This is a genomic window from Methanothermobacter sp., from assembly GCF_030055435.1.
Classification (GTDB): Archaea; Methanobacteriota; Methanobacteria; order Methanobacteriales; family Methanothermobacteraceae; genus Methanothermobacter.
The window spans coordinates 103,157-125,575 of sequence record NZ_JASFYG010000003.1 but is presented as its reverse complement, the minus strand read 5'-3'; the positions used below and the strand labels follow the sequence as shown (position 1 = coordinate 125,575).

Here is a 22,419-nt window from a genome sequence, read left to right as displayed (position 1 = left end):
CAAGTTCAGCAATACAACAAAACAGCGAAGGATCCAAGAAAGAATAAAAGGATAAGTATTTATCCTAAAAGGATGGAAAAATTATATATCATTCTCACGGAGGTTAGGAAATGGTTGTTAAAATAGAGGTTTTCACATCCCCAACCTGTCCCTACTGTCCAATGGCGATTGAGGTTGTTGATGAGGCCAAGAAGGAATTTGGGGACAAAATAGACGTTGAAAAAATTGACATAATGGTTGACCGGGAGAAGGCAATCGACTATGGCCTCATGGCAGTCCCTGCAATAGCGATAAACGGTGTTGTGAGGTTCGTTGGGGCCCCTGGCAGGGAGGAACTCTTCGAAGCCATAAGCGACGAAATAGAATAGATTACTTTTTCTTCATTAAATTTTAAAGGATTTTTCTGATGAAGGATGAGAGGGTATTCGGGATCACCACGGGGACAGCTGCCACTGCAGCGGCCCTCGCATCACTTCTATGTTTAAGGGGTTGTGTGGTCAAAAGGGTCTGTGTTGAAACCCCCTCAGGAAAAATCGATGTGGATGTTGATTCTGTTGAAAGGATCTCCCAGGACACGGCAAGGGCCAGTGTAATAAAGAGGCCCTACGGAGACCCTGATGTCACAGTGAACCTCAGCATCATGGCAGAGGTTCAGATCACTGAAAGCTCTGGAGTCGTAATCAGGGGCGGTGAGGGTGTCGGTACCGTGACAAAACCTGGTCTCCAGGTTCCACCGGGCGAAGCTGCAATAAACCCCGTTCCCAGGAGAATGATAAAGGAAAATCTCCAGAAATACCTGAAGGATGGAGAGGGAGCGATTGTCACTGTATCGGTTCCTGATGGAGAAAAAGTCGCATCAAAGACCATGAACCCCCGCCTCGGGATTGAGGGTGGTATCTCCATCCTGGGGACAAGTGGTATTGCAAGACCAATGTCCTCCTCAGCCTACAGGAGATCCCTTGCATGTCAGATTGACATTGCAGTCGCCCGGGGATTCAAGGAACTCGTCTTTGTCCCCGGTAACATCGGAGAAAGGTTCGCCAGAGAATACTTCAAGCAGATTGAGGAGGAGAGGATAATACAGATGGCCAACTTTCCGGGTTACATGCTGGAGAAAGCCGCCAAAAAGGGTTTGAAGAAAATTATACTTATGGGCCATGCAGGTAAACTTATAAAGCTCTCTGCGGGAATATTCCAGACAAAGAACTCCATTGCAGATGCCCGTCGCGAGATAATGACCGCACATACTGCCCTCAGCGGTGCGGCTCCAGAGGTTACAAAAAGGATCTTCAACCTTGCAACCGTTGAGGAGATGATCACTGAACTGAAAAAATATGGGTTGACCGAAAGCGTATTCAACAGTATAAGTAAGTCTATAAAAGATAGATGTTCCGAAAAATTCTCCTTGGATGTCGATGTATTAATCTTCAGCATGAGTGGAACAATACTGAACTCCGACTTTAAAATTCAGCCGAATCATAGATTTGACAGAGGTGACCTATGAAGAAAATTTTGATGGTTGGAAAGTTCCCACCCCATATTGGGGGTGTTGCATCCCATGTACATAATCTCTCTGTTGAACTCAAAAAAAGGGGAAATGAAGTCTACGTGCTCACCTATCCACATGATAAAATCAGAGATATTGATAATATAAAGGTCTTCAGTGCGCCAACATTAAATATTAAAGGTCTGAGGGGCCTGATTTTTATTTTTACATCAGCCGTGAAGATTATAAAGATAATAAGGAACTATGAAATAGATATAATCCACGCCCATTATATTATACCGCCTGCTCTGTCATCTTTTATTGCATCGAGACTAACTGGTAAACCATATTATGTAACTCTCCATGGCTCGGATGTCATGATACTATCTTCAAACCCCATTTTAAGACCATTATTCCGGAAAATCCTGAATAATGCTAAGAAGGTTATTGTGGTGACCGAGGCTCTTAGAGATAGGCTTCTTAGGGTTGGAATAGATAGGGACAGGATAGATGTAATATATAATTCAGTTGATACCACTAAATTCAACCCTAATGTTAAGAGTTCTTTCAGAGAGGAAGCTGGGATAGGAAAGAATGAAAAGCTAATTCTATTTGTGGGTAACCTTGTACCCCAAAAAGGTGTCGAGTATCTAATAAAGGCGAAATTCATCATGAAAAACCCTGCAAAGCTTGTAATCACCGGTGGTGGACCCCTCTATGATAAACTGAAAGCGATGGCAGATGCCAGGGAAGAGGATATCATCTTCACAGGCCCCCGCACAGACGTCAGTAACCTCATGAAGGCTGCTGATGTTGTGGTCCTCCCCTCCATCTCAGAGGGTCTTCCCATGGTTATCCTTGAGGCGATGGCAATGGGAAAACCTATCGTAGCAACAAGGGTTGGGGGAATACCTGCCGTGGTGGATGAAAATGTGGGTATTCTGGTGAATCCGGAATCACCCTCTGAACTCGCCAGTGCACTGGATCAGCTTCTGGAAGATGATAAAAAAAGAAAAAAATTAGGTGAGAATGGACTGAGAAGGGCGCTTGAGTTCTCCAAAATTAAAATACCCTACTAGTATTCTTTCATTCTTATTGATATGAGGTCAGTGATGAAAATGAAGAAGTTTACCCATCTAAAAGGAGACTCTGTACATATGGTTGATGTGGGATCTAAGGCTATTGTCAGAAGGACGGCGACCGCTGAAGGTCATATATCACTCACTGAGGATACCCTGAAATTGATCAGTGAAAAAAGGATCGAAAAGGGGAACGTTCTTGCAACAGCCCAGATAGCCGCCATAGTTGCGGTTAAACGGACCTGGGACCTCATACCCCTCTGTCACCAGCTCCCTCTAACAGGGGTTGACGTTGAATTCGATGTCATGGAGGATGGGATCACCGCTAGGGTGACTGTAAAGTGCGATGGAAAAACAGGTGTTGAAATGGAAGCCCTCACAGGGGTTTCTGTGGCGCTCCTTACAATCTGGGACATGGTCAAAAGTGTTGAGAAGGACGAGCATGGGCAGTACCCTGAAACCAAAATCAGTAATATCAGGGTCCTTAAAAAGGAGAAAATAGAGCTGGAAGAAGTGGTTGAATGAAATTTCTGAACCCCAAGATGCGGAAGATCATCACTGACTGCTACCCATATATAAAATCCCTGAACCCAGCCCAGATGAGTGCCGTTGAGGCCGGCTACCTGGAATCAGATGAAAATTTCATCATAGCCATACCAACGGCCAGCGGAAAAACTCTCCTGGGACTTCTGGCTGCCATTCAAGCCATAATGGACGGTGGGCGGGTTATCTACACCGTACCACTCCTATCAATACAGAACGAAAAGGTAAAGGAGTTCAGGGAGCTTGAAAAGCACGGTATAAGTGTGGGTAAGGATCCCAGAACCTCGGACCTGGCAGTGATGGTCTTCGAATCATTTGACAGCCTCACCAGATTCTCATGGAACACCCTGAGGGAGATTGACCTTCTCATAGTGGACGAGTTCCATATGATCGGGGAGTACAGCAGGGGCCCTGTAATAGAATCCGCCATCACAAGGGCCAAAAAACTGAATCCCTCAATGCGCATTGTGGCCCTCTCAGCAACCCTCTCAAATATGAATGAAATAGGGGAGTGGCTCGGGGCAAGAATCGTTGAACACGACTACAGACCAGTACCCCTACACCGGGAGGTGCTTGACACCGAGATGTTCGGGGCCCGGGACAAGAATCAGGTTGTACTCAAGATCCTTGAAAGGTCCATCAGTGAGGATAGCCAGACCCTGGCATTCGTATCCACAAGGAGGTTCACAGAATCCCTCGCATCCTACCTTGCAGATAGGATCAAAAAGAAGATCCCGGGGGACCTGATGGAGAGATTCAATGAAGTGGCAGAAAGGATACTTGACGTGCCGAGGGCCAGCGGCTCACCCCCAACCTCCACCTGCCTGAAACTTGCAGACTGCATCAGGGCTGGTGTTGCATTCCACCATGCAGGCCTCTTCAACAGGCAGCGGGAAATAATAGAGGACGAATTCAGGAGGGGCAACATCCTCATGATCACAGCAACTCCCAGCCTCATGTACGGGGTGAACCTCCCATCAAGGACCGTTGTGATAAGGGACTACACTAGGTGGACAGGGCAGGGCCCCCAGAGGATCCCTGTATTTGATTATGAGCAGATGTCAGGGAGGGCCGGGAGACCCCTCTATGATGATATCGGCTACTCCTACCTCATAGCAAAGAGCCATGAAGAGGCCATGGAACTCGAGGAGTACTATGTGAATGGTGAGGTGGAGAGGACCAACTCGAGGCTCATGGAGAACCGGGACGCCCTCTACAGGCAGATAATCGCACAGGTCGCCTCAGGACTTGCATCCACAACCGAAGATCTTCTTGAATTCTTCAGGGGGACCTTCTACGGCTACCAGATTAGTGAGGGTCCATTCAGCAGTGCATTTGGCCTGGACAGCATACAGTACGAAATCGAGACCGCCACAGAGTTTTTAATCAAGAACAGAATCATATACCCTGCTCCCAGTGGCTTATCAGCAACAGAATTCGGGCTTCTGATTGCAAAATCCAGTTACGCTGTTGAGACAGCCATAAAACTCCACCAGTTCGCATCTGAAATGGATGAACTCGACATCTACCGCCTCATCTACGAGCTGACAGGGACCCCCGACATTCCACTCATACCATTCAAGGGGCGGAAGAGCCGCGACCCGGTACGTGAGAGGCTCATGGAACATGGAATATTTGTCATGGATGCCAGTAACAGCGAGGCAACAGCAGCAGCCCTCATTGAGTGGATAAATGAGAGGACAGAGTATGAGATTGAGAACGCCTTCAATGTCTATGCGGCATCAACAAGAAGAAGCGCATATGAGGCATCAAGGCTCGTTAAATTCTTCAAGAGGATCTGTGAAATCCAGGGTGTGTATGGTTACGGAGGGAAACTCGATGTTCTGGCTGCGAGACTCTACTATGGAGTCAGGGAGGACATCATTCCACTGGTGGTTGGTGTGAGGGGCCTTGGACGTGTCAGGGCCCGCAAGATTGTTGAAACCTTTGGGGAGGACCTCAGACATGTGCGGAAGGATGAACTCAAACGTATCGATGGTATCGGGGAAAAACTCGCCGAGGCCATTAGAGGATATGCTGAGAGATCCGGCCAGCCTTAAAACCATTTTAAGGGATTGTGCAGCGTCCATCAGCATATTTGACATCATGAGGATCCGTGAATTCGTTGAGAGGGAATGTGCCCACGTTCCCAGAGGGTACAGGGAGGCCTATGTAAAAACCTATACTGGAATTGCTGTTGAAGCTGTTCTGGGTCTTAAGGATGGTATGGTGGATATCACTGCAAATAGAAAAAGCCTTCTGAGGACACTGAAAAGATTACATGAGACCTCCAGCCCCCTTATTGTGGTTTTAACTGTTATTTACAGGAATTTTATCCTTTCAGAACCCCTCCACCCCGTGGGAACTCCTTTTCCCGGTGGCTACTCAGTCACAGAGGAAAATGGTACATACTACTGCCCTGTGAAGGATAAGCAGAAGGATAATCCATCAGCGCTTTGTGAATCTGCATTGCAGAGCAGACCCACATGACTCAGGGAGATGGCTTCTGATCAGCAGAACCTTTGAAAACCTGAAGGAGGGCCTCAATGATCCAGGCGGATGAGATTCCAGAGAAACTGACAAGAATGGAGCTCCTTGAGATGGTTAAAAAGGAGGCCTCGTCAATACACATAAAAGATGTGATGGACGCATCGGTTTACCTGAGGGAGGATGCCAGATACATGCCACCAAGGGAGCAGAAGGAATTCATTGAAAGGTTCACCCGGGCCTTCTTCAACAGGATAAGGGATATAAAGAATGATAAAAACATCTACCCCGGAGAGGTTGACACTGAAAAACTGTCTGAGTTCATAGGGTTCCTTGATGAACAGTTAAGGCATGCCAGCTCACGGCCTGAAAGGTGCTTCCAGAGGATCGCCCGTATAATAACCATCTACGTAACCTTTGTAAGGGAGGAACCAGTCCACCCTGTTGGAACCCGCTTCCCCGGAGGCTTGAGGGTTAGAAGGGTGGGTGATGTCTTCTACTGCCCTGTGAAGGACAGGCAGATCAGCACCCCCACCGCCCTCTGCCGTTTCTGTGTGAGCAGACAGGACCCTGATGTTCCAGGCGTTCATTCATAGAGAATTAGACCCATACCATCAATGACCAGTGAAAGACCAATCAGCCAGGCAAGAAAAACAGGGTTTCTTACGAATACTCCCAGAATGATGTAAAGAACTCCCAGAACCACAACTGATAGACCCACAATCATTCCTGCTCTGTGCTCCCTGGAGAATAAACTTGCAACACCTGCGATTACGAGGATTATACCTGTGATGTATATCCAGAATGCCGCAAGGAAACTGAAGAGAGTCACGTTACCTGCAAGGGCAGCTGCAACTATCACACCAAGTATTCCCAGTACAACATAAAGCACACCCGCCCCTCTGCTAACCTTCCATGCGTTCACGCCAAGAAGGAACAGTCAGAGCGCCAGAAAGAGAACCACAACACCTGTGAGGACACTCAGTGTGAATATTGAAAACACCGGAAATATTATCACAAGAATACCCAGAATCAGTGTTAAAAGACCTGGAAGTTTTGTCTCAGCCACAATATCACCCCCTTAAATTTTTGTATCACATATATGAATTAAAAACTGATAAAAAAAGGATTTAATGGATTTCATCCGCCACCGTCACAGACCTCTGAACCCATATCAATGTCTTCAAAGTCCTCTTTCATCCTCTTAAGCTTTTCAACGGTATCAGTTTTTCTTCCTTTTCCAGATCCCCTCTTAAGCTGGGATCTGTCGATTACCTCCAGGTAATTCGCGTTGTACCATAGATCAGAGTCCTCCAGACGTACCCATCCCTCACCATCTTCAACCTTAATGGCTGAAATCTCACCCGCCGTGCCGGTACCTGTGTAGCGGACAGCCATGCCAACCGTCAGCACATTCCCGTTTACGTCCTTAACCTCCATTGTATCCACCATCATTCAGGTGCAACTTCCTTTGACTCCTCTTCAGGGGCCTCTTCCGCCTCATCAGCGGCTATTTTAAGTATCACGTAGTCTCCAACCCTGCTCACGTTGTCCATGCCGACAATGAAGGTTCTCTGTTTAAGGGACAGCTCCCCCTTGGATATTATAATGGAATCCACAACACCCTTCTCAGGGTCCAGTTCAAGGTCAGAGACCTTCCCTATCTCCATTGCATTCTTATCCAGCACCTTACGACCCAGGAACTCCGTTACCTTCATCTTAACACCACTAACATTTATGTGCATCATGGTATAAAAAATGATTTATTCATAGCACTCCAATATAATAGCATGGCTGCCGTGAAGATATTCCGGGTTCTTGGAATACCCGTTGAACTTGACATCTCATTCCTCATTCTGATGGTATTCATATACCTCCTCACCTACCTTGGTTTCCTATCACTCAACCTTGCTGTGCTCATAACCCTCGTCTTCGTGGTGGTGGTGATACATGAACTGGCCCACTCCTATGTCGCCCTCAGGTTCGGTGTGAAGATAAGGAGCATACTCCTCCTCCCCATAGGAGGGGTTTCAAGGATGGAGGAGATACCGCGGGTGCCAAGGCAGGAGTTCCTTATATCCATCGCCGGGCCACTCACAAACATGATAATGGCAGTGTTAACAGCAGTGCCAATCCTCCTGAACCTCACAGGACCCCTCAGACCATTCCTTGGGGATTTCCTGGCTGTTAATCTGGTCCTGGCACTCTTCAATCTTATACCTGCATTCCCAATGGATGGTGGGAGGATACTGAGGGCGATACTCGCTGAACGTGTGAGTTACCTGAGGGCAACCAGGATAGCAGCGAACCTTGGTAAGGCCATTGCCGCAATGATGGCGGTCACGGGCCTCTTCTATAACCTCTTCCTGATACTGATAGGGCTCTTCATCTACATAGGTGCAGAGCAGGAGTACCAGTCAACCCTAATATCCTCGCTTCTTGAGGGGGTGACCGTGGGGGATGTGATGACCCCGGATCCTGTAACACTCAGACCTGACATGACAGTGGGAGAGGCCCTTGATGTCATGTTCAGAAAGAAGCACATGGGTTACCCTGTAACCGATGGGGATGAGCTCGCGGGAATAGTGACGTTCCATGACATATCAGAGGCTGCCAGAGATGTGATGGTGGGGGACGTGATGACCGCAGAGGTTGTGACTGCCGCAGAGGACGAGGAACTCACCTCTGTCCTTGAAAAAATGAACCGCCACCAGCTTGGAAGGCTCCCTGTGATGGGTGACGGTAAACTGAAGGGTATAATTTCAAGGACAGATATAATAAGGACGCTGAACCTTATGAGAAAGGGAATCGAATGAAAACATATCTACCAGTGAACTTACGGTGAATATAATGAGGGAAGCGTGTCGCCGGATAATCGATGATATAATATCTGGTCAGATAAAAACAAGGAAGGAACTTGAAAGGGCTAAACACAGGGTTTGTCGTGACTTTGGGCTTGAAAAATTCATGAGTAACTCAGAAATCCTTGAACATGCTGCTCCAGAAGAAAAGAAATTGATCGAAAATCTCCTCAGAAAAAAACCCACCAGGACAATATCGGGTGTTGCCGTTGTGGCAGTCATGTGCCACCCCCATGAATGCCCCCATGGAAGGTGCCTGTACTGCCCTGAAAGTGAAAAGGCACCCCCCAGCTATACAGGAGAGGAACCAGCCGCCCTTAGGGCCAGAATGTACGATTTCCACCCCTACAGGCAGGTCTACAATCGCCTTGAGCAGCTACACAGCATAGGCCACCCTGTTGACAAGGTGGAACTCATAGTCATGGGGGGCACCTTCCCGTCCCACAGCCTCTGCTACCAGGAATGGTTCATATCCAGTTGCCTTGAGGCCATGGTGGACTTTGGAGCCAGGCTGAGCGGTGTAAGGGTTGATATGCCCAATCACCACGGTTATGTGAAGGTGGATGATGCCCAGCGGTTCAACGAGACATCGCCGGTTCGTTGCGTTGGGATGACATTTGAGACAAGGCCAGACTACTGCCGGGAGGAGGACGTTGACAGGATGCTCAGCCTTGGGGTTACCAGGGTTGAGCTGGGTGTGCAGACCATCTACAACTACATCTACCAGCGTATCCGGAGGGGCCACAGCATAGGGGACGTTATAGAGTCCAACAGGATACTCAGGGACTCGGGGATAAAGGTTGCGATGCACCTCATGCCAGGCCTCTTCTCGGACTTTGACCGGGACCTCAGGATATTCAGGAGGATATTCCAGGACCCATCCTTCAGACCTGACATGCTGAAGATATACCCCTGCCTTGTTACCAGGGGCAGCGAACTCTACAATCTCTGGGAGAGGGGACTCTATAAACCATACTCCACAGAGGAGGCCGTTGATCTAATCGTCGAGATAAAGAAGATGATGCCCCCCTGGGTGAGGACCATGAGGATACAGAGGGATATACCCTCCCAGCTTATAGTTGATGGTGTCAGAAAGTCCAACCTGGGTGAACTGGTCTACAGGCGCCTGGAGGAGGAGGGCATCCGCTGCAGATGCATAAGGTGCCGGGAGGTGGGTCATATGAGCCGCAGGGGTGTGAGTGTCAATGAGGATGCAGTTACAGTGATAGTCGAGGAGTACGATGCCACAGGCGGCAGGGAGTTCTTCATCTCAGCAGAGGACCCTGAAAATGATGTCCTCATAGGATTCCTGAGGCTCAGGTTCCCATCAGAAAATGCCCACCGACCTGAAATAGATGATAAAACCGCCCTTGTAAGGGAACTCCATGTATACGGTTCAATGATACCCATAGGTGAGCGTCGCGATACCGTTGGACAGCACAGGGGCTACGGTGAGGAGTTACTGAGCCGTGCAGAGACAATAGCATCTGATGGGGGGATGGAGAAAATTATGGTCACAAGCGGGATAGGGGCCCGTGAATACTACAGCAAATTTGGCTACAGAAGAGAGGGCCCCTACATGTCAAAAAAGCTTCAGGAGGATTAAAATGAAGGTTGAAACAGCAGAGGAACTTGCATCACTCATAGACCATACAAATGTAAGGGCAGATGCAACTGTTGCTGATATCGAAAAACTTTGCAGGGAGGCCATTGAGTATGGGTTCAGGTGCGCGGTTGTCACCCCAACCAACGTCAGGCTGGCCTCTGAACTCCTTAGGGATAGCGATGTCATGGTCTGCTCTGTTATAGGATTTCCAGCAGGTGTTAACACGCCTGCGGTTAAGGCCTTCGAGGCATCAGAGGCCGTGGAAAACGGTGCAGAGGAGGTTGACATGGTAATGAACATAGGGGCACTGAAGTCAGGGCTGAGGGAACTTGTCTATGAGGATATAAGTGGAGTCGTTGATGCCGCAGGCGTCCCTGTGAAGGTTATACTGGAGACAGCCTACCTCACAGACGAGGAGAAGGTGGAGGCATGCCTCATAAGTAAGGATGCTGGTGCCGCGTTTGTTAAAACATCTACAGCCTATGGTGGGCTTTCAGGTGCCACAGTGGAGGACGTGAAACTCATGCGGGAGACTGTTGGTGATGAGATGGGTGTTAAGGCAGCCGGCGGTATAAGGGATGCTGAAACAGCCCTTGCAATGATAGAGGCCGGTGCAGACAGGATTGGAACATCAACCGGGGTCCAGATCATGGAGGAGTGGAGGTAATATGAGAAGAGAGGTTCCTGATCCTCGGAAGCATTCCCAGAAGGGTGATCTGACATGAGGATAAGGATAACCGTGGAGGGTAAGGGTTACGCTGAGGCCGAACTTGATGAGAGAAACCCTGAATCTGCAGAGAGGATCTATGAGAGCCTTCCACTTGAGGGCAGGGCCCTCCTGTGGATGGAGGAGGTCTACTTCGATATACCAGTCACCCTTGACTATGAGAACCCCTCTGATACCGCCAGTCCAGGGGACATATCCTACTGGCCGCCAGGGTACGCCCTCTGCATATTCTTCGGGTCAACACAGCCCTACTCCCCCGTGAATCATATAGGGAGGGTGACCAGAAATCTTGACCTCTTCTTCAGTGTTGATGAGGGTGACAGAATAATAATAGAAAGAATGGACTAACAAAAAAAATCAGCGACCCTGAAACGCTAAACATCCTCTATTTCCCTGTAAAGCGTATCCCTGCTTGCAGGAATCCTTCCCAGGTCCCTTACAACCCTTATTATTTCTTCGGGTTCAGTTCTAACGCCATGTGAGGCGCCCGCAGACCTTGAGATGTTCTCCTCACCCAGTGTACCCCCCAGGTCGTTGGCCCCTGACATGAGGGCAACCTGTGCAAACTTAAAGCCCAGTTTAACCCAGGAGGCCTGTATGTTCCTGATAAGGCCCCTGAACATCAGCCTTGAAACCGCGTAGACCTTGAGGTCCTCTGTACCGGTTGCGCCTGCAGCCGCCTTTCCCTCACGGTATATGGGGGCCCTTGGATGCATGAATGGTAAGGGGACAAACTCGGTGAATCCCCCTGTTCTCTCCTGAATCTGCCGCAGTATGGCCATGTGTTCAACCCTGTGCTCGGGTCCATCAATGTGACCGTACATCATGGTGCAGGTTGTTGGTATCCCAATCCTGTGTGCTGTCTCTATAACCTCAATCCACTCCCCGGTACTCAGCTTTGTAGGGCAGATAACAGCCCTTATATCATCATTGAGTATCTCTGCCGCCGTACCGGGCATTGAACCGAGGCCCGCCCTTTTAAGTATCCTGAGGGCCTCCTCAATGGATAATTCCGCATTACGGGCACCATAGTAAACCTCCATTGGGGAGAATGAGTGGAGGTGCACGTGGGGTAGCTCCGATTTTATGGCCCTCAAAAGATCCTCATAGAAGTAGGTGTCAAGGCCAGGGTAGAGGCCTCCCTGTATGCAGAGTTCACGGGCACCCTTTTCCACGGCCTTACGGGCAATTTCAAGGATTCTTTCAGTTTCAAGGTAATATGCGTCTCCATCCAGATCATCCCTCTTAAAGGCACAGAACCCGCACTGTCCCGAGCATATATTGGTGAAGTTGATGTTCCAGTTCTCAATGTAGGTTACCCTGTCACCCACCTCGGACTCCCTGACAGTGTCCGCGGCTATTAAAAGGGCCTGGAGGTCCCTTCCCCTCACATTCATTAAGTAGAGGGCCTCCTCATTGTTGATTGGCTCGTCCATTGCCTTTTCAAGTATTTTTTCTGTGCGGGTTTTAATATCCATGGTGCCAAACATGCGATTTAGTATCTGGTTCTCCAAGTTTAAAATTTTTGGTTTTGATGAAATCCATATCAATTTACCCCCATGGGCCCTATGTGGTCCATTAACCCGGCAGAACCAATAAATTTAAATATTAGAGATTACCAGCTTAATTTGGAGGTGAAATTATGGCTGAATTACCAATCGCACCAGTAGGTAGAATAATAAAAAATGCCGGTGCCCAGAGAATAAGTGATGATGCAAAAGAGGCTTTAGCAAAGGCCCTCGAAGACATGGGTGAGGAAATCTCACGCAAAGCCGTTGAACTTGCAAAACACGCCGGTAGAAAAACTGTTAAAGCCACAGACATTGAAATGGCCGCTAAACAGTTATAAGTAGACTGATAATTCTACCTATTTATTTTTCAGGGCCCATTGCCCCTAAAAATTTAAGCTTTTTATAATCTGTACTGATTCATGTTTTTTCTTTATAAGATCAGAATAACATAAAATAAGATGAGGTGATTTTTGATGTCAACAATGGATAACCTGAAGGAAGCATTTGCCGGGGAGTCACAGGCAAACAGAAAGTACCTTGCATTCGCAAGAAAGGCTGATGAGGAGGGTTACCACCAGGTTGCAAAGCTCTTCCGTGCCGCGGCCGCAGCAGAGACAGTCCATGCGATGAACCACCTTGAGGCCATGGGGGCAATCAATAGCACAGAGGAGAACCTCAGGGAGGCAATAGCCGGAGAAACCGCGGAATTCAAGGAGATGTACCCTGGATTCATAGAGGAAGCAGAAGCAGAGGGTGAAGAGCAGGCGCGCTGGAGCTTTGACGTTGCAAATAAGGTTGAGAAGATCCACGCTGAACTCTACCAGAAGGCCCTCGATAACCTTGGAAGGAACGTTGAGGTGGACTACTACGTCTGCAACTGGTGCGGTAACACCGTTGAGGGTGAGGCACCAGAAAGGTGCGCCATCTGCGGGGCCCCCAAGAAGGAGTTCAGGAAGATAGAATAATTCTTTTCTATCACTCTACTTCTATTTTTCATCAATAACGCCCTTCTCTGTGAAGGTTATCCTGAATGTTGTGCCCCCATCTGAAATCATCTCTACAGTCCCGTCAATCTGATTGGTGAGGTTCCTTACAAGCTGGAGGCCAAGGGATGGACTGCTCTCCCAGTCAAGATCCGGTGGAAATCCAACCCCATCATCACTAACCTCAATAAGAACATGGTTATTGCTTCTTTTAACCGATACAGATACAGTGCCTTCGCCATCAGGGAAGGCATGCTTCACAGCATTTGTTAAAAGTTCATTGACGATGAGGCCAACAGGTATGGCGGTCTCTACGTCAACTTTCAGTTCAGCCACATCCATATTCAGCCTTATCCTGGAATCTGCAGAGTAACTTCTGAAGACCTCAGATGCGAGTGTCCTTATGTATTCACCCATATCAATGTTTTTGAGATCCCCTGAACGGTAAAGCCTTTCATGGATCAGGGCCATGGACCTCGCCCTGTTTTCACTCTCCCTGAAGAGGTCCAGGGTCTCCTCATCCTTGGCCTTCCTTGACTGGAGGCTGAGGAGGCTTGAGATTATCATCAGGTTGTTCTTGACCCGGTGGTGTATCTCCTTGAGGAGGAGTTCCTTCTCCTCGAGGGACTTTTCAAGCATCCTCTGTGTCCTCTTGAGGTCTGAGATATCATTAATGACAACAAGGACACAATCACGACCCTCAGCGTTTATGAGTTTACTGTATATCATTACGGTGTACTCTTTACCATTTATATCATGTAATACGGTCTCATATGGTTCAATACTCTCAAAAACTTTAATTTTAGCAAGACGGGATCTGAATTCATTTTTAACCTCATCAGATATAAATTCCAGTTCATAAATGGATTTTCCTTTCAGTTCTTCGGGAGAGATTCCAAGATTTTTGATAACAGCTGAGTTTACTTCAAGTATAACACCATCATCAGGATTAATGAGAGCTATAAAGTTTGGTGAAAGATCAAATAGTGACCTGTATTTTTCCTCACTCTCCCTCAGTTTCCTTTCGTTCTCCAGTCTATGGGTTATGTCCCTTGAAACCGATACAACTACTTTTTTATCTCCAATCTCAAGGAGGCGGGAGTTCACCTCAACCGGGATCCTGCGGCCGTCCTTTGATATGTAGGTTCTCTCAAACCTTGCAGCCTTCCTTTCAAGGAGTGTCTTCATATTCGCTGAGAGCTCCTCCTCTGTGGGTCCAAGGTCCATGGGTGTCATGCTGAGGAGTTCATCCCTTGAGTAGCCAAGTTTCTCCACAGCGGTCCTGTTCACCTCAATGTAGTTACCTGGCAGTCCATCATCCCTTAACTCAACGATGGTTATTATATCATCAACGCCGTTGAAAACCGCCTTGAATTTCTTTTCACTCTCTCTCAATGCCTCTTCAGCCTTTTTTCGCTCTGAAATATCCCTTATGACTGCAGTTACAAAGTTTTCCCCCAGGTAATGCCATCCTGTAACGGAAATATCCACCGGGACTCTTTTTCCATCCTTTCGGATGGCCTCGACATCTGTCATCATCAGTGAAACGTCACTCGTAAATGTATCAGGAAATTTGTGCGCCTCCCGATTTTGCTCTGAGATTATTTTATTGATGTGTTTTCCCTTCATATCATCTGCAGTGTATCCAAAGATCTTCTCAGCCCCTTGGTTCCATGAAACCACCCTTCCACTCTCGTCAGCGGTTATTATTGCATCCCTTGCTGTCTCAACTATTGTCCTGTACTTCTCCTCGGTCTCACGGATAACCTCCTCTGATTCCTTTATGGACTCTGCCAGGAATACTGTACTGAGGTTAACAAAAAACATGACGGAAACCCTCATAAGGTCCTCATAGAAACCTGAAAGAGACGCCATAATGTTTGTTACAATGAGTACCGTACCAAGGAAGGCTGTTACAAGGAATGACTTCCTATCAAACCAGATAGCTGCAAGGACTATTGGTATGTAAAATATGTGTGTGAATACAACTTCAACCCTGAGAAAGATGTGGAAATAAATAGTTGCAACAATACAGAGAGCTGTGAGTGAGGCGACAAGAGCCAGCCGGGTCCTTCTATCGCGGTAGTACTGTATCTTCTCAGCAGCAGTAAGAGTTCTATTAACCAATGCCCCCACCCTATCAATGAACCTTGTGTATCTGTGTAGAATCATAATCCCATGATGGTTTCACATTCATTTATAATTTAAGTTATCATATTCACTAAAAAGTTTTCCATGAATAATATGTATGAAGTATTAGAAATGTATTTACAGAATATAATAATTGAAAATTTCATGCTGGAACCCCTCAAACCCTGAATTTTTAAACATTATCATGCTGATAGAATTTCAATGGGCGTTTCAGGCTCACACTGTCACTCCCTCGCTTTAAGGAGGCTGTTATTACCAGAATCCCCCACCCCTAATGGAAAAGGTTATATATGACTACTTCCATAGTTTAGAAGGGACAGGGGCCGGTGGTCTAGGGGTATGATACCTCCCTGACACGGAGGTGATCACGAGTTCGAATCTCGTCCGGCCCACTATGCCGTGGTAGTTCAGTTGGGAGAACGCCAGACTGAAGATCTGGATGTCGCTGGTTCAAGTCCGGCCCACGGCACTTATAACCACCTCTTTATCCGGAAACTAATTATATAGCTATTTTTAAGGACATTAAATATTGGAGAAGTCTTAACTTATTTTACTTGGTTTTAAAGACCTGCAAACACTCAAGTCAGTTAAGAAATAAAATAAAACATTACTGGAGGCTATTAAACTTCTGATTCTGCTATAAGGTATGTTCCTGTGGCCCTATTGATCCTCACACTCCTGAAGGACCCAACCTCGCCATCATATGTAACCACAGGTATATAAGAGTCTGTTCTACCTATTAATCCACCCTTCCTTCCCCTCTCAACTATTAGTATATTCTGAGTGGTTCCAACAAGCCTCTTATTTTCCTCTTCTGTGATCCTCCCCTTGAGTTCCTCAACGAGCTTTGACCGCCTCCGCAGTTCCCTGAAGTCTATCTCATCAAGAGAGGACGAGAGGGCTCGTGGCCTGTGCCTATACTTCGAGAGGTGTATGAAGCCAGGTCTCACCTCCTCAAGGAGCCTGCAGGTGTCAAGGAAGTCATCCTCGTCCTCAGTGGGGTAGCCAACGATTATATCGGTTGCAATGGAGATCTCCGGAATTCTTGACCTGAACCTGTCAACTATCATCCTGAAATCATCCACAGTGTGCCCCCTCCCCATATCCCTGAGGACACGGTCACTTCCGCTCTGAACAGGTAGGTGGAGGAAGCTGTACACTTTCTCTGACCTGAAGGCCTCAACAAGACCATCGAGGTCCCTTAGGACACTTGCAGGGTGCATCATGCCAACGCGTACCCTGAAATCACCGGGTATTTCAGTTATTTCTTTTATGAGATCGGATAGTCTCTCACCCGTATCAGAACCATATGCTGCAGTATCCTGTGCCGTCAGCTGAATCTCCCTGCATCCAGCCTCAATGGCCTCCCTGGCCTCCTGAACGATGATATCTGATGGGTAACTCTGTATTCTTCCCCTTGCAAAACGGGTGCAGCAGTAGCTACAGCTTCCACTGCATCCCTCACATATCTGTATGATGTGTATGAGGGGGTTCGATCTCACCCGTGGGACACCAACCTTCACATCGGATGTGAAACCGGTTATGCGTTTAACATCACCACGGTAGGCAGCACGAACAACCTCCGCTGTCCTCCTCAGTTGGTGGGGTCCAAGCCATGAGGCATCACCTGATATGGATTCAAGTTTCTCTGGGTCTATTTCAACCATGCACCCGGCAACAACGAGGCCCTTATCAGGGTATATCTCCCTGATCCTCTTTATTCTGTTTATAACCTTGTGTTCAGTGGGATGCTTAACATAGCATGTGTTAAGAATTATCACATCCGCCTCATCAATCCCTGTAAGCAATGCCCCCGCCTCACTCAGGACGCCCGCCATGATCTCTGAGTCTGCCTGGTTGAATGTGCATCCAAATGTCTCTATGTAAACCCTGATATTGTCCATTAGGAATCCCCTTTAAAAGTCATCTGTGAAATTCCCACCAAAATATGGTTCAGTGGAATTTCCAGCCATGTTCACCTATCAATGGAACAAATGCAACTCCCCCAAGGTTTCTGGATCTGTAATTCCCAGAGGAGAGCCTCTCAACAAGAACAAGTTCCTGGTAAAATTTATCAGAACCAACAGGTATTAAAAGTTTTCCCCCCACCTCCAGCTGTTCCCTGAGGGGGTCAGGTATGTAGGGTGCTGCCGCGGTCACATAGATCCTGCTGTAGGGGGCCTCCTGAGGGTACCCCTTACTTCCATCTCCATGTATAACCGTGATGTTATCATATCCCAGGGCCTCAAGCTTTTGCCTTGCCCTCTCATACAGTGAACGTATCCTTTCAATCGTGTAGAGGTGACCTTCCCTTCCTATTATCTCTGCTATGACTGCTGCATTGTAACCGCAGCCGGTGCCAACCTCAAGGACCTTCATTCCCCTCTTAAGGTCCAGTAGCTCGGCGATCATGGCGACCATGTGGGGTGCGGATATGGTCTGTCCCTCACCTATCGGAAGGGGCATGTCAAGGTAGGCCCTGTGCCTTTCATCTTCAGGGACAAACTCATCCCTTGGAACCTTCTCCATCGCCCTCCTTACGGACTCAGATTTTATGTAACCCTTATCTATGAGGTCCTGGACCATTCTGAGTCTTTCATTCATCATTGAACCACGAAACATGTTTATACAGCCGGATATCACACGATCATATCTGTGAGGTCCTGTCTGAACCTGAGGTTTACAGGATAACCATAAACCCTCTTAATCCTCTGTGCAGGTACGGAGCCCCTTCTTATCATACCATCCTCTGTCTTTATGCTCCTTATCTTGAAGACGTGTTCATCTATCTTCATGACGTCTCCAACTCTGAATTCAAAGTCCCTGTCCACCTCAACCTTTCTTGAGTAGACCTCACCATGAAGATCTACGGATATACCAACACGGACGGGTGCCTCGAGTGAAACAGCCCACAGTGTCTCAACATCCGCCGCAGTGGCTTTATCAACCCTCTTGCCGCTCTTAAGTTCCAGTGATGTTATTTCAACGAGTTTTCCTGATACAGTGATTGCATCGCCTGTGGATACCTCCTCATAGGGGTATAGATCCACCTCATCCCTATAGGAGCTTCCATGCTCACTTATTATTATCCTGTGGCTTTTGGGCTTTTCAATCACAAGGCTATCCTTGAAGACCGTCCCGCATTCCTCACATTCAAGTACAAGGTGCTTGACCTTCCTCGATCTGGACTCATCTGTTCTGCTTTTTAAAACCCTGAATGCCTTTGAACCGCAAATCGGACATTGCATCTATTACCCCTCATAACTTTCTCCTGTGAATTTAAATGTTTTTTACCCTGAACCTTCTTTTAGCGTCCTGATGTAGTGGTTCACAATGCCGCCGTCCTGGAGTATTGATAGCATGTAGTCATTGAAGGGTTTCATCTCATACCTCTTTCCAGTGGTGAGGTTCTCAATGAAACCACCCTTGAGGTCAACTGAGATTTCATCTCCATCCACTGCATCCACCCTCGCCATTATAACAGGAAACCCTATGTTTATGGCGTTCCTGTAGAATATCCTGGCAAAGGATTCTGCAATGATCGCAGCGACACCTGCATGTTTAAGGGCTACTGCGGCCTGCTCCCTTGATGACCCACAACCAAAGTTGCGTCCGGCCACTATTATGTCACCCCTCTTCACCTCGGAGGCAAACTCTGGCCTTGCACCCTCCATTACATGGGATGCAAGTTCATCAAGGCTGAAAGTTCGCAGGTAACGGCCTGGTATGATCATATCAGTATCTATGTTATCACCGAATCTCCATACTCTTCCCCTTATAACTTCTTCCATGCAGATCTCCTCCCTCAGGATCTGCTCACAGAGGCCCCACTGTTACGGCCGCCTGTTACAAAGGCCTGTCCTGAATCCATTATCTCCAGAACAGCATCCACCATATCATCAGCTTTTCCCTCTGTAACGGCGTATACTGCAGGGCCAAATGAACTCATGCCCGCCCCCGCGGCCCCTGCAGCCAACATAGCATCTATTAAACTGTCAATCAGTGGGTCCTGAAGATCCCTTTCAACCTTCTTGAATCCTATCTTCTGTATCTCATTAACAGATTCCCCAAAGGCCTCAATGTCCCCTTCAATGACCGAGGGCATCATCTTCATGAGGATTATGTGCGAGAGCCTTTCAACTTCCCGGAGGGGTATGGGGCAGTATTCCTGGAATATGTTAACCTCCCTTTTCCCTGAAACTGATCTCTCAATGTAAGGTATGGCAACCACGATATTCCAATCCTCAGGAAAATCATATCTTGCAATAACAGGTGGCGGAGATGCACGTGAGGCAGATGATGGGAGGAAGTCAGATTTTTCACGCGTACTGTGTCCTGCATCCACTATGAATCCTCCATCCTCAAATGAGGCAACGCCTATACCTGATGTGCCGCCCCTTCCAACAATAACTGCCAATTCCCTTGCACCTATACTGACGCCGTGGTACTCTGCGATGAGCTTTGCGACTGCAAGGGATATCTGCGTCCCTGAACCAAGGCCTGAGTGGGCCGGGAACATGCTTTCAACCTTGAAGGCAAATTTTTCATCACTACCAAGGTGGCTGAGGATTCTCTCTGCAGCCGCTGTTATCTTTGAAACGTATTCCTCCCTCAGTGCATTTTCCACTTCACCAGTGAACTCCACGCTGATCTCATCTGAGGCCTCAAGGCCCATGATGAGTTCAGGCTCCCTAAGGGTGATTCCCACCCCTCCATCGAGGCGGCCCCTTCTACCATTGAGGTCTATGAGGGTGAGGTGTAGGCGGGACGGTGTGTTGATGATCAATTCAATTACCACTCCTTCGATTATCCTTTTAGAGGTTTTGAGAACTGCTTTTCAACTTCTGCCCGGTGTATTGAGTTCATTGTACAGAATGGGACTATGCGTCCATCAGGCAGGGCGTAGTGTATGACGCACCTTTTAACCCTCTCTATATCAAAGTTCCATGGGTCCATGAAGTGCATGCATGATACCAGGAGAGTGTTGTAGTGGAATTCACCCAGGGCACTGTATGATCTCTCCTTGAATACTGATGTGAGTATGCTCTTTATATCAACAGACTTGGGTGCCTTTGATTTGTCGAGGGTTTTTGGGAGTTCTATTGTTGATTTTGCAATCAATTTAGCCTTTGCTGCTATTCCTCCCTTCTCAAGTTCCTCCCTGCCCTTATCGATTATCTCAAAAAACCTGTCAACATCAATGAACCTTGTTATTGGGATTATTTTTCCGTCCTCTATGAATATGTATGTGGCTGTACCGCAGTGCTGGTGGCATGTGAATGTAACCTGGGGTTCACCCTCAATTGCTGCAACAAAGTCCGATATTGGACGGACAGATGATGCAGGGTAGAAGTCCTCCACCGCTATCTCTGAATCTGTCTGTTCCTCCACGAGTTTCTGGAAGTCGGGTATTGTTATGCGCTGCTCCTCAACTCTGTCTGCGGGGGTTCTTCCTGCAAAGGACACCGGCTGGAAGTTGACGCCCCTTATTATATCGATGTTTTCAATGGCGAACCTAATTATGTCCCCCACCTGGCTGTCATTGAGGCCCCTGACAAGTGTGGGGACCAGCACTATTCCAAGACCTGCCTTTCTGCAGTTTTCTATTGCCTGTAATTTCAGTGGCAGCAGATTTTTACCCCTGGATACAATGTAGGGTTCCTCTGTGACCCCATCGAACTGGAGGTAAACCGTGTTGAGCCCTGCCTCCCTGAGTTCCGCTGCGAGTTCAGGTTTCCGCGCAAGTCTCACACCATTTGTGGCTATCTGGACATGGGTGAAGCCCTCATCCCTTGCGAGTTTAACGAGCTCCACTATATCCTTCCTCACAGTGGGCTCACCACCCGCGTACTGAATGGCTGGTGTGGGTACGGGTCTGTTTCTGCGGAGATTTCTTAGCATCTCCCTTATCTCTTCATAGGTTGGCTCATAAAGGTACTTTGAAACGGCAGCATTGGCAAAACAGATGGGACATTTAAGATTGCATCGATTGGTAACATCAATAAGACCAAGAACAGTGTGGCTCTCATGTTCAGGACAGAGGCCACAGTCAAGTGGGCATCCCTTCAGGGGATCCGTCTGCGGGTTCAGTAGCCCCTCACCTTCCTCATCATAATTTTCTGCCTTATGGTAGACATCGGAACTGCTCCAGTAAACACCCTCAAAGGTTCCATGTTCCGGGCATTCCTTTCTTATTAGAACCCTGCCCTCATCCTCAAAGACCTCTGCATCGACGGGTCTGAGGCACTCGGGGCAGAGACTCCTTGTTCTCTTTATTACCACAACAGTCACCTGTTTAATTTGAATATTAAAATCATTGAATCAGTTCACTGGCAAATGTTATATACTTGATGTATGAAATTACAAACCCATGCATCCTCTTCTTGGAGCCTGAAGTGACAGGTTCTTACGTATCTCAAATTAAATAATTTTGCGAGGTGTACATGTGAATACCGATATTATCAATATTATAGATGTTCTCTATGTAATATACTTTATGTTACCTGCCTACATGGCAAATATAAGTGGCCTCGTATTTGGTGGGGGCAGACCCCTTGACATGGGCATCACCCTCCGTGATGGCAGGCGCCTCATAGGGGACGGGGTAACCTGGCGGGGCACCGCAGCTGGTACCCTTATTGGACTGCTTGTGGGATTAATTCAGGGCCTGCTTTCAGGTTCAGTTATAAAGGGAGCAATAACAGGACTTTTACTTGGATTTGGAGCCCTTATGGGAGATGCGGGGGGTAGTTTCATTAAACGAAGGCTCAAAATAGATAGGGGTAGGCCAGCGCCAATCCTTGATCAGCTTGACTTCGTTGCCGGGGCCCTGATACTGGTATCTCCCCTTAGGGTACTTCCAGTTGATTACATCATCCTGATAATGCTTATCACCCTTGTCCTTCATCTTTCAGCAAACATCATAGCATACCTCATCGGTATGAAGGATGTCTGGTACTGATATTGGGAACAGCTGCCACCCCAA

General features: G+C 47.7%; 26 protein-coding genes and 2 tRNA genes. 16 read left to right on the top strand and 12 right to left on the bottom strand.

What is annotated here, in order from left to right; translation table 11 throughout:
- Positions 1 to 110: 110 nt before the first annotated feature.
- The 7 genes from QFX30_RS04140 to QFX30_RS04110 are packed head-to-tail and all read left to right on the top strand — an operon-like array spanning position 111 to position 6,191.
- Positions 111 to 368 carry an MJ0307 family thioredoxin gene (locus tag QFX30_RS04140; protein ID WP_013296015.1) on the top strand — a complete coding sequence of 86 codons (258 nt, stop codon included), beginning with the start codon at positions 111 to 113 and terminating at the stop codon, positions 366 to 368.
- Between the two features lie 38 nt (positions 369 to 406).
- The gene (cbiD, locus tag QFX30_RS04135; RefSeq protein WP_300488640.1) at positions 407 to 1,504 is read left to right on the top strand and encodes a cobalt-precorrin-5B (C(1))-methyltransferase CbiD; all 1,098 of its coding nucleotides are present in this window, start codon (positions 407 to 409) and stop codon (positions 1,502 to 1,504) included.
- Positions 1,501 to 2,565 (top strand): glycosyltransferase family 4 protein, encoded by a 1,065-nt coding sequence (locus QFX30_RS04130; protein ID WP_300488637.1) that lies wholly within the window; start codon positions 1,501 to 1,503, stop codon positions 2,563 to 2,565. The genes cbiD and QFX30_RS04130 overlap by 4 nt, the downstream gene beginning before the upstream one ends.
- Before the next feature lie 33 nt (positions 2,566 to 2,598).
- On the top strand, positions 2,599 to 3,090 hold the full coding sequence (gene moaC / locus QFX30_RS04125) for a cyclic pyranopterin monophosphate synthase MoaC (RefSeq protein WP_300488634.1): 492 nt from the start codon (positions 2,599 to 2,601) through the stop codon (positions 3,088 to 3,090).
- Entirely contained in the window at positions 3,087 to 5,168 is a 2,082-nt protein-coding gene (locus QFX30_RS04120; protein WP_300488629.1) for a DEAD/DEAH box helicase, read from the top strand. The genes moaC and QFX30_RS04120 overlap by 4 nt, the downstream gene beginning before the upstream one ends.
- Positions 5,143 to 5,598: a DUF2115 domain-containing protein gene (locus QFX30_RS04115; protein ID WP_300488627.1), complete on the top strand. Its 456-nt coding sequence runs from the start codon at positions 5,143 to 5,145 to the stop codon at positions 5,596 to 5,598. The genes QFX30_RS04120 and QFX30_RS04115 overlap by 26 nt, the downstream gene beginning before the upstream one ends.
- A gap of 56 nt (positions 5,599 to 5,654) precedes the next feature.
- A complete protein-coding gene (locus tag QFX30_RS04110) occupies positions 5,655 to 6,191 on the top strand; it encodes a DUF2115 domain-containing protein (RefSeq protein WP_300488624.1) in 537 nt (178 codons plus the stop codon).
- Here QFX30_RS04110 and QFX30_RS04105 read toward each other — a convergent pair.
- From QFX30_RS04105 to QFX30_RS04090, 4 genes are all read right to left on the bottom strand, one after another.
- Positions 6,182 to 6,487, bottom strand: coding sequence for a hypothetical protein (locus tag QFX30_RS04105; protein ID WP_300488622.1), 306 nt, complete (start codon positions 6,485 to 6,487; stop codon positions 6,182 to 6,184). The two genes, QFX30_RS04110 and QFX30_RS04105, sit on opposite strands and share 10 nt — an antisense overlap.
- A gap of 48 nt (positions 6,488 to 6,535) precedes the next feature.
- Positions 6,536 to 6,664: a hypothetical protein gene (locus tag QFX30_RS04100; RefSeq protein ID WP_300488619.1), complete on the bottom strand. Its 129-nt coding sequence runs from the start codon at positions 6,662 to 6,664 to the stop codon at positions 6,536 to 6,538.
- Positions 6,665 to 6,735: 71 nt separating this feature from the next.
- The gene (locus QFX30_RS04095) at positions 6,736 to 7,035 is read right to left on the bottom strand and encodes a DUF2098 domain-containing protein (protein ID WP_300488616.1); all 300 of its coding nucleotides are present in this window, start codon (positions 7,033 to 7,035) and stop codon (positions 6,736 to 6,738) included.
- Positions 7,036 to 7,046: 11 nt separating this feature from the next.
- Positions 7,047 to 7,313, bottom strand: a complete 267-nt coding sequence (locus QFX30_RS04090; protein ID WP_300488613.1) for a PRC-barrel domain-containing protein — start codon at positions 7,311 to 7,313, stop codon at positions 7,047 to 7,049.
- Between the two features lie 72 nt (positions 7,314 to 7,385).
- Between QFX30_RS04090 and QFX30_RS04085 the strand changes: the two genes are divergently transcribed.
- From QFX30_RS04085 to QFX30_RS04070, 4 genes are read left to right on the top strand one after another with little or no spacing between them, the layout of a single operon-like run.
- The gene (locus QFX30_RS04085) at positions 7,386 to 8,411 is read left to right on the top strand and encodes a CBS domain-containing protein (RefSeq protein ID WP_300488610.1); all 1,026 of its coding nucleotides are present in this window, start codon (positions 7,386 to 7,388) and stop codon (positions 8,409 to 8,411) included.
- Positions 8,412 to 8,445: 34 nt separating this feature from the next.
- Positions 8,446 to 10,062: a tRNA uridine(34) 5-carboxymethylaminomethyl modification radical SAM/GNAT enzyme Elp3 gene (locus QFX30_RS04080; RefSeq protein ID WP_300488607.1), complete on the top strand. Its 1,617-nt coding sequence runs from the start codon at positions 8,446 to 8,448 to the stop codon at positions 10,060 to 10,062.
- 1 nt (position 10,063) lies between these two features.
- Positions 10,064 to 10,729, top strand: a complete 666-nt coding sequence (gene deoC / locus QFX30_RS04075) for a deoxyribose-phosphate aldolase (RefSeq protein WP_300488605.1) — start codon at positions 10,064 to 10,066, stop codon at positions 10,727 to 10,729.
- 54 nt (positions 10,730 to 10,783) lie between these two features.
- Positions 10,784 to 11,137: a cyclophilin-like fold protein gene (locus QFX30_RS04070; protein ID WP_147671732.1), complete on the top strand. Its 354-nt coding sequence runs from the start codon at positions 10,784 to 10,786 to the stop codon at positions 11,135 to 11,137.
- Positions 11,138 to 11,163: 26 nt separating this feature from the next.
- Here the strand turns inward: QFX30_RS04070 and cofH are convergent, their stop codons facing one another.
- Positions 11,164 to 12,279: a 5-amino-6-(D-ribitylamino)uracil--L-tyrosine 4-hydroxyphenyl transferase CofH gene (gene cofH, locus QFX30_RS04065; protein WP_300488600.1), complete on the bottom strand. Its 1,116-nt coding sequence runs from the start codon at positions 12,277 to 12,279 to the stop codon at positions 11,164 to 11,166.
- A gap of 152 nt (positions 12,280 to 12,431) precedes the next feature.
- On the opposite strand from cofH, the gene hmtA1 reads away from it, so the two are divergent.
- Together hmtA1 and QFX30_RS04055 are read left to right on the top strand one after the other, a co-directional pair.
- Positions 12,432 to 12,638 carry a histone HmtA1 gene (gene hmtA1, locus QFX30_RS04060; protein WP_013296030.1) on the top strand — a complete coding sequence of 69 codons (207 nt, stop codon included), beginning with the start codon at positions 12,432 to 12,434 and terminating at the stop codon, positions 12,636 to 12,638.
- Between the two features lie 135 nt (positions 12,639 to 12,773).
- Entirely contained in the window at positions 12,774 to 13,265 is a 492-nt protein-coding gene (locus tag QFX30_RS04055) for a rubrerythrin family protein (protein ID WP_300488598.1), read from the top strand.
- Between the two features lie 21 nt (positions 13,266 to 13,286).
- Here the strand turns inward: QFX30_RS04055 and QFX30_RS04050 are convergent, their stop codons facing one another.
- Positions 13,287 to 15,410, bottom strand: coding sequence for a PAS domain S-box protein (locus tag QFX30_RS04050; protein ID WP_300488595.1), 2,124 nt, complete (start codon positions 15,408 to 15,410; stop codon positions 13,287 to 13,289).
- A 344-nt stretch (positions 15,411 to 15,754) separates the two neighbouring features.
- On the opposite strand from QFX30_RS04050, the gene QFX30_RS04045 reads away from it, so the two are divergent.
- Positions 15,755 to 15,826: transfer RNA gene (locus QFX30_RS04045), tRNA-Val, on the top strand.
- Positions 15,827 to 15,830: 4 nt separating this feature from the next.
- Positions 15,831 to 15,903 (top strand) — tRNA-Phe (locus QFX30_RS04040).
- Between the two features lie 151 nt (positions 15,904 to 16,054).
- Here QFX30_RS04040 and QFX30_RS04035 read toward each other — a convergent pair.
- Genes QFX30_RS04035 through tes form a run of 6 tightly spaced genes read right to left on the bottom strand, consistent with a single transcriptional unit; the run spans position 16,055 to position 21,716 of the window.
- The gene (locus QFX30_RS04035; protein WP_300488592.1) at positions 16,055 to 17,338 is read right to left on the bottom strand and encodes a tRNA (N(6)-L-threonylcarbamoyladenosine(37)-C(2))-methylthiotransferase; all 1,284 of its coding nucleotides are present in this window, start codon (positions 17,336 to 17,338) and stop codon (positions 16,055 to 16,057) included.
- Between the two features lie 49 nt (positions 17,339 to 17,387).
- A complete protein-coding gene (locus QFX30_RS04030) occupies positions 17,388 to 18,041 on the bottom strand; it encodes a protein-L-isoaspartate O-methyltransferase (RefSeq protein WP_300489108.1) in 654 nt (217 codons plus the stop codon).
- 32 nt (positions 18,042 to 18,073) lie between these two features.
- Complete coding sequence (locus QFX30_RS04025; protein ID WP_300488589.1) at positions 18,074 to 18,682, bottom strand: HVO_0476 family zinc finger protein; 609 nt, start codon at positions 18,680 to 18,682, stop codon at positions 18,074 to 18,076.
- Between the two features lie 42 nt (positions 18,683 to 18,724).
- On the bottom strand, positions 18,725 to 19,225 hold the full coding sequence (hacB, locus tag QFX30_RS04020; protein WP_300488587.1) for a homoaconitase small subunit: 501 nt from the start codon (positions 19,223 to 19,225) through the stop codon (positions 18,725 to 18,727).
- 14 nt (positions 19,226 to 19,239) lie between these two features.
- Positions 19,240 to 20,220 (bottom strand): beta-ribofuranosylaminobenzene 5'-phosphate synthase, encoded by a 981-nt coding sequence (locus QFX30_RS04015; RefSeq protein WP_300488585.1) that lies wholly within the window; start codon positions 20,218 to 20,220, stop codon positions 19,240 to 19,242.
- A 20-nt stretch (positions 20,221 to 20,240) separates the two neighbouring features.
- The gene (gene tes / locus QFX30_RS04010; RefSeq protein WP_300489105.1) at positions 20,241 to 21,716 is read right to left on the bottom strand and encodes a tetraether lipid synthase Tes; all 1,476 of its coding nucleotides are present in this window, start codon (positions 21,714 to 21,716) and stop codon (positions 20,241 to 20,243) included.
- 163 nt (positions 21,717 to 21,879) lie between these two features.
- Here tes and QFX30_RS04005 point away from each other — a divergent pair, with 163 nt between their 5' ends.
- Positions 21,880 to 22,395: a CDP-2,3-bis-(O-geranylgeranyl)-sn-glycerol synthase gene (locus QFX30_RS04005; protein WP_300488582.1), complete on the top strand. Its 516-nt coding sequence runs from the start codon at positions 21,880 to 21,882 to the stop codon at positions 22,393 to 22,395.
- Positions 22,396 to 22,419 lie beyond the last annotated feature (24 nt).

Coding starts and splice junctions, on each gene's coding strand:
- QFX30_RS04140 (WP_013296015.1), top strand. CDS start 111: ATGGTTGTTAAAATAGAGGTTTTCACATCCCCAACCTGTCCCTACTGT.
- cbiD (WP_300488640.1), top strand. CDS start 407: ATGAAGGATGAGAGGGTATTCGGGATCACCACGGGGACAGCTGCCACT.
- QFX30_RS04130 (WP_300488637.1), top strand. CDS start 1,501: ATGAAGAAAATTTTGATGGTTGGAAAGTTCCCACCCCATATTGGGGGT.
- moaC (WP_300488634.1), top strand. CDS start 2,599: ATGAAAATGAAGAAGTTTACCCATCTAAAAGGAGACTCTGTACATATG.
- QFX30_RS04120 (WP_300488629.1), top strand. CDS start 3,087: ATGAAATTTCTGAACCCCAAGATGCGGAAGATCATCACTGACTGCTAC.
- QFX30_RS04115 (WP_300488627.1), top strand. CDS start 5,143: ATGCTGAGAGATCCGGCCAGCCTTAAAACCATTTTAAGGGATTGTGCA.
- QFX30_RS04110 (WP_300488624.1), top strand. CDS start 5,655: ATGATCCAGGCGGATGAGATTCCAGAGAAACTGACAAGAATGGAGCTC.
- QFX30_RS04095 (WP_300488616.1), bottom strand. CDS start 7,035: ATGGAGGTTAAGGACGTAAACGGGAATGTGCTGACGGTTGGCATGGCT.
- QFX30_RS04090 (WP_300488613.1), bottom strand. CDS start 7,313: ATGAAGGTAACGGAGTTCCTGGGTCGTAAGGTGCTGGATAAGAATGCA.
- QFX30_RS04085 (WP_300488610.1), top strand. CDS start 7,386: ATGGCTGCCGTGAAGATATTCCGGGTTCTTGGAATACCCGTTGAACTT.
- QFX30_RS04080 (WP_300488607.1), top strand. CDS start 8,446: ATGAGGGAAGCGTGTCGCCGGATAATCGATGATATAATATCTGGTCAG.
- deoC (WP_300488605.1), top strand. CDS start 10,064: ATGAAGGTTGAAACAGCAGAGGAACTTGCATCACTCATAGACCATACA.
- QFX30_RS04070 (WP_147671732.1), top strand. CDS start 10,784: ATGAGGATAAGGATAACCGTGGAGGGTAAGGGTTACGCTGAGGCCGAA.
- cofH (WP_300488600.1), bottom strand. CDS start 12,279: ATGTTTGGCACCATGGATATTAAAACCCGCACAGAAAAAATACTTGAA.
- hmtA1 (WP_013296030.1), top strand. CDS start 12,432: ATGGCTGAATTACCAATCGCACCAGTAGGTAGAATAATAAAAAATGCC.
- QFX30_RS04055 (WP_300488598.1), top strand. CDS start 12,774: ATGTCAACAATGGATAACCTGAAGGAAGCATTTGCCGGGGAGTCACAG.
- QFX30_RS04035 (WP_300488592.1), bottom strand. CDS start 17,338: ATGGACAATATCAGGGTTTACATAGAGACATTTGGATGCACATTCAAC.
- QFX30_RS04030 (WP_300489108.1), bottom strand. CDS start 18,041: ATGATGAATGAAAGACTCAGAATGGTCCAGGACCTCATAGATAAGGGT.
- QFX30_RS04025 (WP_300488589.1), bottom strand. CDS start 18,682: ATGCAATGTCCGATTTGCGGTTCAAAGGCATTCAGGGTTTTAAAAAGC.
- hacB (WP_300488587.1), bottom strand. CDS start 19,225: ATGGAAGAAGTTATAAGGGGAAGAGTATGGAGATTCGGTGATAACATA.